The organism is Pleurocapsa sp. PCC 7319 (assembly GCF_000332195.1).
GTDB lineage: Bacteria > Cyanobacteriota > Cyanobacteriia > Cyanobacteriales > Xenococcaceae > Waterburya.
Genome location: NZ_KB235922.1, coordinates 3482783 through 3496276, shown reverse-complemented (window position 1 = coordinate 3496276; position 13494 = coordinate 3482783). Strand labels below are relative to the sequence as shown.

The following is a 13494-nucleotide window of genomic DNA, read 5'->3' as shown; positions in this document are numbered from 1 at the left end:
TTAGTTAGGCAACAAAGGCAATCTGAATACCTTATTGTATTATTTTGGCAATCTTAAAAACTACCGTAGTTTTATCTATCTTCCCGCACTAAAAACCTATAATTTATTCAATCTCCATCCCTTATCTCCAGATCATCATGCTTTAAAGTTGATCTCCTAAATATTTCGCTACTGTCTGTACATCTTTATCACCTCTTCCTGAGCAGTTCAGCACAATCCTCTGAGTACCAGTTAGCTGAGGACAGAGTTTTTCCAGATAAGCAAAGGCATGGGCAGTTTCTAGAGCGGGGATAATACCTTCTAGTTCGGATAGTAAGCGTAAAGCAGCGATCGCTTCTAGGTCAGTAACGGCATGATATTCTGCTCGTTTAGTATCTTTGAGATAACTGTGTTCTGGACCAACACCAGGATAATCTAGTCCAGCACTAATAGAATGGGCTTCAACAATCTGTCCCTGAGTATCTTGTAATAGATAACTCATCGCACCATGCAATACTCCAGGTCGACCTTCAGTTAAGGTGGCAGCATGTTTTCCGGAAGCTACACTTTCACCTGCTGCTTCTACACCAATCAAACGTACGCTAGGCTCAGGGATAAACTCATAGAATAATCCCATGGCATTGGAGCCTCCCCCCACGCAAGCAACCAGAATATCAGGAAGACCATTCCATTTCTCTGCACATTGCTGACGAGTTTCTTGACCAATTACTCCATGAAAGTCTCTAACGAGCATCGGGTAAGGATGAGGTCCAGCAACCGAGCCTAAAATATAGTGAGTACTCTCAACATTAGTTACCCAGTCTCGAATCGCCTCAGAAGTCGCATCTTTAAGGGTACCTGTACCAGCCGAAACTGGCTCAACCGTGGCCCCTAAAAGACGCATCCGAAAGACATTGAGTTTCTGTCTTTCCATGTCTTCAACGCCCATATAGATAATGCATTCTAAACCAAAGCGAGCGCAGACTGTGGCTGTTGCTACTCCGTGTTGCCCTGCTCCTGTTTCGGCAATGATACGTTTTTTACCCATGCGAATTGCCAAGAGAGCTTGAGCTAAGGCGTTGTTGATTTTGTGCGCTCCAGTATGGTTTAAATCTTCCCGTTTGAGATAAATTTCGGGAGTAAAATCGGGACGAGAATAGTGTTGACTGAGGCGTTCTGCAAAATAGAGAGGATTTGCTCTACCGACATAATCTTTTAAAAGCCCTTGTAATTCTTGAGTAAAGTCTGGATCATTTTTATATTTACTGTAGGCAGTTTCCAATTCTGCTAAAGCTGGCATCAAAGTTTCTGGAACGTATTTACCACCATAAGGACCAAAACGTCCTAGTTCATCAGGTACTGAGACAGAATTGCGATCGCCAGGAGACGGGGATGGGTAATCACCTTTAATTGGAGTAGCAGTCATATAACTAATTTTTTGTCAGGTAAATAAATAAATGCCAAGACAATTTGACAATTGTCAACAGCTTGCTAATATTGCTGTTTTTAACTTATTAATCAAAGTCTTTGAAGATAAGTAAAAATCTTAACATTATTCAGAACTAGTGATTAAGATGTAGTGCTACTTAATAAATTTAATCTCTATTTTAGATGATTTATGACGAAAACTATTATTGTTAAGCCTTTAGAATTAGTCTTACAGAAAGCTGGTTTAGTTTCCTCTGAACAAGTGCAAATTGCCCTTCAAGATCGTGCATTTCTACCAAAATCTAGAATCGGCGAGATCATGGTTCGTCGTAGATGGATCACTCAACAAACAACAGAAATATCTATTAGACATTGGTCTGATAAAATTAAAATAGGGCAGGGTCCGGATAGCCAATCGCATTTATCACAATATTTTTGACCATATTTGGCTAGAAGAACAAATGGCTAAGGTTAATAATTCAATTTCCTCATCCATAGAAGATAAATTCCTTAATTGTTCCCCTGAGCAAGTTTCTGTCGATGAGAATTCACAGAATTCTCCTAAAATGACCAAAAAAATTATACTAGCTAGTTTAATTCTGGTTAGTGGTTTAACTGGACTGGGATTTAGTTTGATTACTAAATTTCTACAGTTGCAACAACTTAAACAGGCTAATCAACTATTAGCCCAAAAAAATTATCAATCAGCAATAGCAGCTTATGATAAATTACTGCAAACTAATATTGGTCAACGGGAGAACCTGTGGCTCAATCGAGGTTATGCTTGGTCTAAATTGCAGAATTATAATGAAATGTTGCAATCTTGTTCGGCAGCAACTATTGTTGACACTCAAACTGATTTGGGCTGGAATTGCCGAGGGGAAGCTCTCTATCATTTAGGTCAGTATGAAGAAGCACTGCAAGCATTTAAGCAAGCTACTTCCATTAATCCTCGTGAATCAACTTATTGGCTGAACGAGAGTCGAGCTTTATTTAAGCTTAAGCATTATGATCGAGCTTTCTTCGCTAGTGACCAAGCGATTAAATTTCTGAAACAAAAAGTAGAAGATAAGGCAGATAAACCTCGCCGTGATTTAGCGATCGCTTTCAATCAAAAAGGTCAAAGTTTACTGAGAAAAGGTCAATTCCAGCAGGCGCTCGCAGCGTTTGATCGATCTATCAAAAATTCTGCTACATATTTATCTGCTCGACAAGGGAAGGCGATCGCTTTATATAAGTTAGGTCATCATAATCAAGCAGTTGCCGCTTTTGATCGTATTTTGCAACGGCATGCTCTAACTAACAATCAAGAAGCTACGATTTGGTTATATAAAGGTATTTGTCTCTGTGATGCGGAAAAATTAACAGAGGCAGATCGGGCTTTTAAACAAGTTTTACAATTAAGTTCAGATTCTCAGTATCATAAACTTGCTCAAGCAGGGTGTGGAATTCGGTGACTTTTTTTTGAAATAAAAAAACAATTCTCAAAAAAAGACAGACTGAATAGATTTAGTCTGTCTTGATGAGATAGTTAATTTTGTCTAGTTATAAGATATGTCTATTTAATTCTAGACGCCAAAAGACTTGCCACAACCGCAAGTTTGAGCAGCGTTGGGATTGGTAAACTCAAAACCACCACCAATCATGGCATTGCTATAGTCTAAGACCAAACCGTAGAGATATAAGAGACTTTTGGGATCACAGACAATTCTGAATCCGTCATAATTGAATACTTCGTCATGATCCTGAATCTTATCTGGTTCTTCAAAATCCATCATGTAAGACATTCCTGAACATCCCCCCTGGCGAACCCCTACTCGCAGGCAAAGTTCCTTATTCCCCTGTTGCTCTTGCAGCATTTTAATATGCTTGTAAGCTGTGGGTGTTAGCTGAATTCCTCTTTCAATGGTTTTAGTGGCTTCTGTCATTGGTGCCGAAAACTCCTTCTAGATTTATGATGAGTCAGTAAGATAAGTAACTTTATACAGTCGCTCAAAATCTACTATATGTCTGTATAACTTATATTTTAAAATCTATTCTAAATTCTTGTACTGCTTAAGACTCCGAGATAGTGATAAATCGTTGATATTTACGTGTATTTTAAAAATCTCTCAAACTTGAAGATTGCTATTTGTTAGGGAATTGAAAACTTAAAAAACTCAACTTTTCAATTCCCTAGCGAGGAAATTTTATTCGCTTACGCTATTTACACTTAGGGGAACTAGATCGCCATAAATTGTAAATCCTAAAAGCATAGGTTCATTTTCCTGAATCAGCTTGCCAGTAAGAGCACAACTTTCATCTTTACGAGCAGTTGCTTCAACGGTAGCACGAATATCAGAACGGGCAAATTGAGGACGATAATCACCAGACTTCTGATGAACATAGTTCCAAAGGATATCCCTGATTAAAGCTTGATAACCTTGATTGCCAGATAATTCTTTGAGTTTATCTTTAAGACTGCGTTCCAGCCGAATACTGGTAACTTCCATTTCGGTTGTCGATGTGCGAGTTAGGGTTCGCATTTTTTTTCCTCTAGATACTAGACATATACGGTACTATAAGTGTAGTATTTTAAATGCCTTTTGCAAACCCTTTTAGAGAAAATTAATGTTGCTGTTATCTCTTTTTACGCTGATCTCTACTATAGCGCATCAAAATTGTTGTCCAGAGACAGCGATTAATCTAGAGTATTTGTTGAACAAGAGATATAGTAACAGAGCATATTCGCCGGAACTCATACGTATAAGAGTTTGTAATCAAGAATATATAAAGGTTTTAGGTTTTATTAACACTTATTGTCAATTTCAACTAAAACAAATTAGCAGGAAAAGCAAAATTAAAATAACCAGACCTAAATAGGTCGTTGTCTTAACAAAACTTTACTTTACCTCGCTACTAAATTCCAGAAGCGGGGTTTTTTATGGGGTCATTTTTACTCCGATCAAAAAGAACAACCGCGACGTGATTTGAGTCAGTGCCAATATCGTGGAAATAGGAAAAATTGAATTAGGGACTATTTGAACAAAATGAGCACCAAGAACGACATCAGTTAAGAAGTTAAATTTTTTAGGAGCAGAGAAACTCATGTTAAAAATTACTTATTTAGAAGAAGAAATTTACTTAGAATATCTCCAAGAGTCAGTTGAAGCTTGGAAAGCTTCTAGAGTTTTGGTTAGCTTGCGCGCAGCAGCTAGTATTTATATCGAACCCAGTACCGCTTGTTTGATATTTCCGGTCAATATTCCTTATTTATCAGGTTGGTCAGAATTAGAAGTCAGAGCAAATGTCGAAATCACAATTTGTGACGAAGAATATATTGAAGTTTCTCTTTCAGGTACTTGGGTATCGATGAGCGAAGAAAGCGAAGAAGGAGTATTCGTTTGCGATTTGAACCAAAGAAATGAATACTTCTTGTACCAGCTCTGGCAGGAATCGCAAATTGGCTCTTCTGTCATGAGTGAATAATAATTAGGTGGTGGGTATGAGAATTGTATAGATAAGCCACCTAATTACTAAGCCATTTAATATTTAATATTTTTAGTAAGATTAATTATTGCAAGCTATTTAAGCAGTTAAATATTTAAGCATTCAAGCAAAAAAACTTGATTAAATCGGATAATTTAGTATTTTCATCAGTTGGCACTATAGCCTCAATTTTTTGAATATTTTGAGCATTAAGATAGATGAAAACTTGCTGCCGCAGGATCTGACGAATCGAAGCTGTAAATCCAGAAATCTCTAATTCCAATCTAGCTTGTCGCTCTTTTGCCATACTGACAATAAACTTCGTCATGTTAAGTAATCTAGCCTTGATACTATGTCGATCAAATGCTGGGTTACATTCACAATTTAAAATTAATTCTTTTAAATCCAAATTATCTTCCAAAAAAATCAAAACGCCTTCTCGAATATAGTTTTCTGCCCCTTCCATTCCTAAGGTACCTAAATCAGCTAAAGCAATTATGCTACCAACAACGGATATTTTACGTTGAGAATCGTAGAGATAGGGTTGATAAATAGAATAGGGAGAAAAACTATAGTTGGTTTTGCCCGCTTGTGGATCGCGATTGCAAATTGTAGCTAAGATACCATCTTGGATAATCTGGAGATCTAAATCGCTAAATAGAATTGATTTATCAACCTGATCGGTCAATAACTGTTGATTTAAATTACGGATATAGTTAAGCAGTTTTTTGACTGTAGCGGTTTCGCTGACCCCTGCAGCACGTTTTCTTGGTGTACTGGCATTAGTACTGGGATGAAAACACTGCACCATATCATGGGCGATCGCACAGAGATTAATCAAACTTTCTACCCTGTCTAAAGAGGCTAAAGGAATGCTTTGAGCTAAGACAGGTTGAATATTGTGGAAAATTTTATTAGCTCTGCGTTTTACCCCTAGAGCATGGCTCAGAGTATGGTAATAAAGCTGCTTCTCGCTTGTTTCTTGCCTAATTTCAATTACGGCGTAGTTCTCTACTAGCTTAACTGTCTCGGCAAAAGAGCTGGGTTTTCTTTGCCAATTATTTTTATTCATGTATTTTGATTCATGCTCAATCAGGCTGTTTTAAAAATCTCTCCTCATTGATTAAGTTGCTATAATTTTACATTCTAAATATATAATTGAAATATGACCGAAATCACAGAAGGTGCCGAATTTGTTCGACACCTTCTGTGTTAAGGCCAAATCATTAACGAGTTTACAGGTAAATTTCTAACCTTGCCATAGTTGTTGCACAATTGTTTCTGGCTTAATATCAGCAAGTTTTTCCGTTGTCGATTGAATACCTACACAATTTTCATTTTGTGCCAGGATCATCTTGCTCTCTTGAGAAGTTAATAAAGCGATACTGTAGATATTGGCTGCTACTGCTAACTGCAGCGGGGCACTATTATTACACAAAATTAAGTTAGCTCCAGCAACTATAGCTGCCATTTTACCCACATCAGGACAAGCGATCGCTTTAAGATTGCTATGATTCGAAATCATTGCCGTTACCCATTCTTGGTTGGTATCTGTTTGCAACAGGATAATGGATAATCCTGTTTGTCGTTGCTCGATATTCTCGACGATTTGTTGCCAACTTTTGAGCGGATAATTACTAATCTCAGTTGCAACAGATTGGTCATCACAGAGAATAATATAGCCACTATCTTTAATTTCTAAACGATGTTGCTCTGCTTCTGCCCAATTAATGTCTTCTGTAGGTACATTAATAGTGATGGGCGGACAAGTCGCTTTAATATCCAATCCTGTTACCAGATCGTGATACATTTCTGCTCGATATTGTTCTGGTTTACGGACAACAGAGTTAGACAGAAATAAAGCAAAGTCATCCTGATAACCTACCCTGGTAGGTATACCATTGAGCCACAGTAATAATTTGATGCGCCAAGAAGTTGGAAGACTAATTACAGCATCATATTCGCAATCGCGCACAATCCCTAAAAGATTAAGATAATCAGCGAGACTATTCTGGTCTTGGAAATCAAACACCAGGACTTCATCTACATTTTTGCAGACTCGGTAAGCTTTTTTTGCTCTAGGTTCTACTAGAACATCAATTGCAGCTTGGGGATATTGATTTTTTAGGGTTTCGAGAGTTGGGAAAAAGAGAAGTTGATCGCCAATTCCGCCAGGAACGAGAGCTAGTATACGCATCCTTAATGAAGTAGATATTTAGATATAGTCCTTATTTTTATCTGAGGACAATTTTAGTAGATGATAGAGCTAAACAGTTTTAATTTTTAGGAAAACGTCGTAAATGCACTTACTTATACCTGCGGCAGGCATGGGTCGTCGCATGGGTAGCGAGTTCGCTACGCGAGGGCTACGCCAACGTAATAAACTTTTATTGGAATTATTAGGAAAACCACTTTTAGCCTGGACTTTACTTGCTGCGGAAAACTCCCCAAGTATCGAATGGATTGGCATTATTGGACAGCCGAGAGATTTCGCCGATTTTCAACATATCCTCAGCCAGCTCAATTTGACTAAATCGGTGGAGTTAATTGTCGGAGGTGATACCCGTCAAGAATCTGTATACAATGGCTTACAGGCTCTGCCAGATAGGGCTGAGAGAGTTTTAATCCATGATGGAGCAAGATGTTTGGCAACTCCTAAATTATTTGATCGCTGCACTACAGCACTGGAAACTTGTCAGGGTTTAATTGCTGCTATACCTGTCAAAGATACAATTAAGATAGTCAACGATCAAGAAATTATTATTGACACCCCAGATCGCAGCAATTTATGGGCAGCACAAACTCCTCAAGGATTTGAAGTACAGCTTTTAAAGCGTTGTCATGCCCAGGGAAAAGAATTGGGTTGGTCTGTCACTGATGATGCAGCTTTATTGGAAAAGTGCCAACTACCCGTAAAAATTGTTCAGGGTGAAGAAACAAACTTAAAAGTAACGACTCCCGTGGATTTGGCGATCGCCGAATTTATTTTACGTCAAAGAAGTGATTAACCTAATTGATTAATGTCTACCATACTAAATTTCAGCTTCAAGGTTTGGATTCTGGCAGCAGGTAGACTTTTATCAGAAATTGGTACTGGTTTTACCCTGTTTTATGCGCCTATTTTTTTTGTCAATCAAGTAGGATTATCTTCTACCTTGGTGGGGGTAGCTTTAGGGAGTGGTTCTGTTTCGGGTGTAGCAGGACGATTTCTGGGGGGACAATGGGCAGACTCCCCTCGTTGGGGACGAAGAAAAACTCTCTTAGCTGCTGCTGCTGTGTCTGTATTGGCAGATGTGGTATTGGCCCTCACAGCGAATTTTCCCAGCTTGATTGTGGGTAATTTACTGATGGGTTTTGGCATTGGTATCTATTGGCCGGCAACAGAAGCGGCAATTATTGATTTAACAACTCCAGAACAACGCAATGAAGCTTTTGCCGTTACTCGATTAGCTGATAGCTTAGGTTTAAGTTTAGGAGTAGTTTTAGGTGGAGCATTAATCGCTAATTCAGGCAATTATCGAGCCTTGTTTGTCATTGACGGAATTTCTTTTGCTGTTTTTTTTGCAGTAATCTATTTTGCGATCGCCGAAACTTATCAATTTCAAGGGCAACAATCAGAGTCAAGTAGTATTAACGGTTGGTCTTTGGCATTACGCGATCGCGCCTTGATGGTTTTTGTGGCGGTAAGTATATTATTTACTATTTATCTTTCTCAAGTACAAAGTACTCTTCCTCTATATTTCAAAAACTATGTTCAGTTAGCCAACACAGGAGTAGGATTTTCAGAACGGGTTATCAGCGCTCTATTTACTTGGCATATAGCCTTTGCTGCCATTTGTCAGTTACCTATAGCCTGGATTTTAAATCGTTTTAGTCGCATTACGGCGTTGAGCTTGTCTTTGGTGTTGTGGGGAATTGCCTTTATCTTAGTCTGGCTGACAGGAACTATGCCTGATAAAACATTAATTTGGGCAGTTCTAACTTTGGGTTTGATGTCTTTGGGGATGGTTACTTATACTCCTGTTGCTTCGGGCTTAGTGGCAGATTTAGCCCCCACATCATTGCGAGGAGTATATTTCTCGATTAATTCTCAATGTTGGGCAATTGGCTACTTTGTGGGACCACCTCTTGGAGGCTGGGCTTTAGATCATCCCGAATATACTAACTATTTTTGGCTACTGTGTGCTGCCTCGACATTAGTCGGTTTAGGAATTTTAAGTTATTTGAAACAGTTAATTCCTCAAATGAAAGCAATAAAATAAATGAGGCTGAAGTTTTAAAACCTGTATTATTTCAAAGTGTAAAGTTAGTAGTGTTTAATTGATTTATTCTGCGATTTTTTTATGTGTTTTTGCTGTAATCTATAACACATTTTGTTGATTTACAAAAGTGTTGGTAATCTGAAGTATGTATTTGAAAAAACAATAAATTCGAAACAACCACTTATTATAAGCAATTCTACGATAGAAAAAATATTGATTTACAATCTTGATTTTTATTGCTATTTTAAGAACCTAAACATCAAAAAATATGTTTTGTTACCGATGAACAGTAGGCACTATTAATTTAACTATTAATTAAATATATTTCGCTTCTGTTGATTGCCAAGTCTGACTGATAAATATCTTAGATCAGAAATCTTACAATTAAAATACTGTAAATTGTTATGGATAAAATCAATATCTTGATCGTGGAAGACGAGTTGATAATTGCCCGAAACACAGCTAAAAAACTCCAAAGATTAGGATACACTATCTCTAAAATTGTTTCCTCAGGACAAGCTGCAATTGACTTTGTTAAAACCACAAAACCAGATCTCATTTTGATGGATATTGCCATCAAAGGAAATATAGATGGTATTGAAACAGCTAGCAGAATTAAATCTATAGCAGATATTCCTGTTATTTTCCTGACGGCTTACGCTAATGAGCAAACCCTAGAGAGAGCATCTCAAGTGGGATGTTATGGTTATCTCATCAAACCTTTTAGGGATCAAGAACTGCATGCCAACATTAAGATGATTTTGAGTAAACATCAAGAGCAGTCATCAATTCAACAGTCTTTACAAGATACTGTTAATGAATATTCTTCACAGTTTGATGACATATATAAAAATAACCTCACCAATCTCCCAAACAAACTTTTTTTACGAGATTTATTTGATTACTTAGTTTCCTCGATCAATAGTAAGAATAGCTCAGTAGAAGACAACAGTGAAAAACCGGAGCTAAAATTAATAGCAGTTCTTAATATTAGCTTAGATCGGTTTCAAAAAGTTAGTGCTTTCTTAACTAAAGAGCAGCAAGATAGTTTAGTTAAAGAGATAGCTAAACGTATAACCGACTATGTCAATGATTTAGAGTTTCAGGGTATTACTGTCTATCTAAAGGAAGATCACTTTGTCGTGATGATTCCTTTAGACAAGCAATTAACAGCCAGCAATTATGGACAAGAAATCTTAAATCGGCTTAGAGAACCATTCCTGATTAACAATCGCGAAATATTTCTCTCGACTAATATTGGTATTTCTTTTTATCCATCTGATGGTAAGGATATTGAAGAACTATTACAGCAAGGTGAAAAAGCGATCGAGTATGCGCGCTCACAAGGAGGAAATCGCTCCCAATTATTTACATATGCCTTTAATATTAAACCGTCTAGAGCTGCTGAAAGTTTGACCATGGAAGCGGAATTACATCATGCTCTAGAACGTGAAGAGTTTGAATTATATTATCAACCAAAAGTTAATCTCAAAACTAATAAAATTGTCGGTGCAGAAGCATTGATACGTTGGAATCATCCTGTTATGGGCAGAATTGGTGCAGGCAAATTTATTCCTTTAGCAGAAGAAAGTGGTTTAATTCGACCTATAGGAGAATGGATTTTAGATCGTGCCTGTAAACAAACTAAAGCCTGGCATAATCTTGGTTTAAATTTTTTAAATATTGGTATTAATCTGTCAGGATCTCAATTTAGACAATCAGATTTATTTCATCAGATAACTCAAGCTTTATTCAATTCATCTTTAGAACCTCAATACTTAGAGTTGGAGTTAACCGAAAAAGTCTTGGTAGAAAATATCAAAACTAACATTCAAAGAATGAATTTGCTCAAAAAGCTAGAGGTTAAAATCGTATTAGATGATTTTGGTACAGGTTATTCTTCTCTTGGATATTTGCAACAATTTCCCTTTGATATTTTAAAAATAGATTCTTGTTTTATTCATAATATTGATAAAGATCCAGTTAATGCAGTGATCACTAAAACTATAATTACCATGGCACATGAGTTGGGATTAAAAGTAGTGGCTGAAGGAGTTGAATCCGAAGCGGAATTAAATTTTCTCAAAAATAGTAATTGCGATGAAATACAAGGTTATATATTTAGTCGTCCTTTAAATGCTAGAGAATTTCAAAAGCTAGCTATGATTAATGTCTCAACTAAACCACAGATTAGCCCTATTGCATAATTATGTCGGGATATAAATTAATCTTTATACCCCGATGTAACAATTATCAGATATCAGAATTATCGAGACGATATTGTCTATCGTCTAAATTATCCCTTCTGTGACAGGATGGAAGAAAAAGGCAAGTGCCAGCACTGCATAAGTTGCTAAGAGCAAACTGCCTTCTAACCAATTAGATTCTCCATCAGAACTAATAGAATTGGCAATTAATACAGCAACTGTAACGGCAACTAGTTCAAACGGATGAAAATTTAGATCCATCGGTTGACCAATGATCCATCCGGCAATTACTAGTACTGGCGCAACGAAGAGAGCAATTTGCATACTTGAACCTACCGCGACGGAAACAGAGAGATCCATCTTATCTTTCATCGCCACAGTAACCGCAGTAGCGTGCTCAGCAGCGTTCCCAATAATCGGTAGTAAGATCACTCCAGTGAACAAGGCACTTAAACCTAAATCAGAAGTAGCTACTTCTAAGGAGCCTACAAGTAATTCTGATTCTATTGCCACAGCAAGGGTTACTAGTAATAAAATAAATACCCAAAAACTTAAATTGACTTTATGTTTATCTTCCCCGCCTTCACCTGATTCTATATCTCCCACATCACAAAGATAGGAATGAGTTTTCATAGAAAACAGTAGCGTCAAAATATAAACCATAATCAAAATTACCGCTACAGCTACCGATAGATTTTGTAGCGTCATTTCTTCAATACCTGACGATGTATACTCCACGGCAGTGGGCAAAAGAAGTGCAATTACAGCGAGATTCATTGTGGAAGCATTAAGACGGGCAACAGTAGGCTGAAACTGCTGCTCCTTAAAACGTAATCCTCCCAGCAACATTGAAAATCCCATGACCAATAGCAAGTTACTGACTATCGAGCCAGTAATAGTCGCTTTCACTACACCAACTAAACCAGCCTTAAGAGCAATAAAAGCAAGAATCAATTCAGTTGCATTACCAAAGGTAGCATTGAGTAATCCGCCAATATTGGGACCTGTGACAACGGCGATTTCTTCTGTAGCCGTACCCATATATGCTGCCAGGGGGACAATGCCTAAAGCTGCGGTAATAAATACGGTGGTTTCTCCCCATTCCCAAAAATTAGCGGCAATAGAAACGGGAATAAAAACTAACAAAACTAAGAAAAGTTTTTCTTTATTGAGCATATTGACTTATTATTCCTTGAGCTAGTTCTCTCACATTGATAACATCTCCTTTAACATAAGTCTTTATTGAATTTTCGACTTCTGACTAAATGTGTATCTGTTGTGGGGTGAACCCGAAGGGCGAACTAAGCGCCTTTGTCTTCGGCGACTGTAGAGGTATTACTCATTACTTATTACTCTCCAGAAACTAAACAGAATCATTAAAGGCTAAAACCTACGTCATAAGTAGTTTCTGACCTTATTTTGCGAGGCAAAGTATTTCCCCTGTTGCCTGTTGCCTACCTCGTCAGAGGCTCGTTACTCATTACTCGTGAAAAATACTTGAACTATTAACGAAAGTTCGATAAGCTTTCTTGCTTGTAGCTTGCCGTAAATCGCTCCCAGTAAGAAACAGTAGCAAGACTCAAAACTTGGGCTGTTTCCATTTTGGAATGTGAACCGACTAAAATCAAGGCAATATTACGACTACCAAAAAAATTTAAAAGACTTTGTATAGTATCTAGAGGTGCAAGTTGACTCTGATCTATAATCACCATTTTTAATGCCGCAGCTTCTATAATTTCGATTAAAGTTTGATTGCAGTTTAGGGTAGCCTTACCTAGTTTAGAAACCAACTCGTGAGTTAAAGTAGCTAAAAATTCCCTTGTACTCTCTTCAGGAAAAGCTTGATAGTAAATAACGGGAGTTTGGAGATTTTGATCGACACTTGAGACAAAGTTTTGAATAGTATCAAAGGTTTCTGAAAAATCATCATTAAAAACAATCCCATTTTCACCATGAATTAACCTGGATTTTAGCCAATTCAACAATTTTGTAGTTGTAGTAGACTCAATCATGAAATTAATAGATTTTGTTAGAACTTAACTGGTGTGTTAAAAACTTTGATTTCAAGTAACTAAAAAATAAAATAGGCGGTAATCTCTAGCTCATCTCTAAAACCCACAATTTGTGCCAGTAGGTAGAGTTTTTTAGAC

13 protein-coding genes are annotated in these 13494 nt (G+C 37.3%); 6 read left to right on the top strand and 7 right to left on the bottom strand.

Annotated features, from left to right (window positions below; translation table 11 throughout):
• Window positions 1-142: 142 nt before the first annotated feature.
• Window positions 143-1405: a tryptophan synthase subunit beta gene (trpB, locus tag PLEUR7319_RS0119815; protein WP_019506970.1), complete on the bottom strand. Its 1263-nt coding sequence runs from the start codon at window positions 1403-1405 to the stop codon at window positions 143-145.
• A 192-nt stretch (window positions 1406-1597) separates the two neighbouring features.
• Here trpB and PLEUR7319_RS0119805 point away from each other — a divergent pair, with 192 nt between their 5' ends.
• Together PLEUR7319_RS0119805 and PLEUR7319_RS0119800 are read left to right on the top strand one after the other, a co-directional pair.
• Entirely contained in the window at window positions 1598-1846 is a 249-nt protein-coding gene (locus PLEUR7319_RS0119805; protein WP_019506969.1) for a hypothetical protein, read from the top strand.
• Between the two features lie 127 nt (window positions 1847-1973).
• Complete coding sequence (locus tag PLEUR7319_RS0119800) at window positions 1974-2864, top strand: tetratricopeptide repeat protein (RefSeq protein ID WP_158441859.1); 891 nt, start codon at window positions 1974-1976, stop codon at window positions 2862-2864.
• Window positions 2865-2975: 111 nt separating this feature from the next.
• Here PLEUR7319_RS0119800 and PLEUR7319_RS0119795 read toward each other — a convergent pair whose 3' ends face one another.
• On the bottom strand, window positions 2976-3335 hold the full coding sequence (locus tag PLEUR7319_RS0119795) for an iron-sulfur cluster assembly accessory protein (protein ID WP_019506967.1): 360 nt from the start codon (window positions 3333-3335) through the stop codon (window positions 2976-2978).
• 261 nt (window positions 3336-3596) lie between these two features.
• Entirely contained in the window at window positions 3597-3932 is a 336-nt protein-coding gene (locus PLEUR7319_RS0119790) for a hypothetical protein (RefSeq protein ID WP_019506966.1), read from the bottom strand.
• A gap of 562 nt (window positions 3933-4494) precedes the next feature.
• Between PLEUR7319_RS0119790 and PLEUR7319_RS0119785 the strand changes: the two genes are divergently transcribed.
• Entirely contained in the window at window positions 4495-4875 is a 381-nt protein-coding gene (locus PLEUR7319_RS0119785) for an alr0857 family protein (protein ID WP_019506965.1), read from the top strand.
• A gap of 115 nt (window positions 4876-4990) precedes the next feature.
• On the opposite strand, the gene PLEUR7319_RS0119780 is transcribed toward PLEUR7319_RS0119785, so the two are convergent.
• Together PLEUR7319_RS0119780 and PLEUR7319_RS0119775 are read right to left on the bottom strand one after the other, a co-directional pair.
• The gene (locus PLEUR7319_RS0119780) at window positions 4991-5947 is read right to left on the bottom strand and encodes a hypothetical protein (protein WP_019506964.1); all 957 of its coding nucleotides are present in this window, start codon (window positions 5945-5947) and stop codon (window positions 4991-4993) included.
• A 177-nt stretch (window positions 5948-6124) separates the two neighbouring features.
• A complete protein-coding gene (locus PLEUR7319_RS0119775; protein ID WP_019506963.1) occupies window positions 6125-7072 on the bottom strand; it encodes a glycosyltransferase family 9 protein in 948 nt (315 codons plus the stop codon).
• Between the two features lie 103 nt (window positions 7073-7175).
• Here PLEUR7319_RS0119775 and ispD point away from each other — a divergent pair, with 103 nt between their 5' ends.
• From ispD to PLEUR7319_RS0119760, 3 genes are all read left to right on the top strand, one after another.
• Window positions 7176-7883, top strand: coding sequence for a 2-C-methyl-D-erythritol 4-phosphate cytidylyltransferase (ispD, locus tag PLEUR7319_RS0119770; RefSeq protein ID WP_019506962.1), 708 nt, complete (start codon window positions 7176-7178; stop codon window positions 7881-7883).
• 12 nt (window positions 7884-7895) lie between these two features.
• Entirely contained in the window at window positions 7896-9137 is a 1242-nt protein-coding gene (locus PLEUR7319_RS0119765) for an MFS transporter (RefSeq protein ID WP_019506961.1), read from the top strand.
• Window positions 9138-9541: 404 nt separating this feature from the next.
• The gene (locus PLEUR7319_RS0119760; RefSeq protein ID WP_019506960.1) at window positions 9542-11344 is read left to right on the top strand and encodes an EAL domain-containing protein; all 1803 of its coding nucleotides are present in this window, start codon (window positions 9542-9544) and stop codon (window positions 11342-11344) included.
• A gap of 84 nt (window positions 11345-11428) precedes the next feature.
• Here the strand turns inward: PLEUR7319_RS0119760 and cax are convergent, their stop codons facing one another.
• Both cax and PLEUR7319_RS0119750 read right to left on the bottom strand, forming a co-directional pair.
• On the bottom strand, window positions 11429-12520 hold the full coding sequence (cax, locus tag PLEUR7319_RS0119755; protein WP_019506959.1) for a calcium/proton exchanger: 1092 nt from the start codon (window positions 12518-12520) through the stop codon (window positions 11429-11431).
• Window positions 12521-12849: 329 nt separating this feature from the next.
• Entirely contained in the window at window positions 12850-13356 is a 507-nt protein-coding gene (locus tag PLEUR7319_RS0119750) for an AAA family ATPase (RefSeq protein ID WP_019506958.1), read from the bottom strand.
• Window positions 13357-13494: the final 138 nt, after the last annotated feature.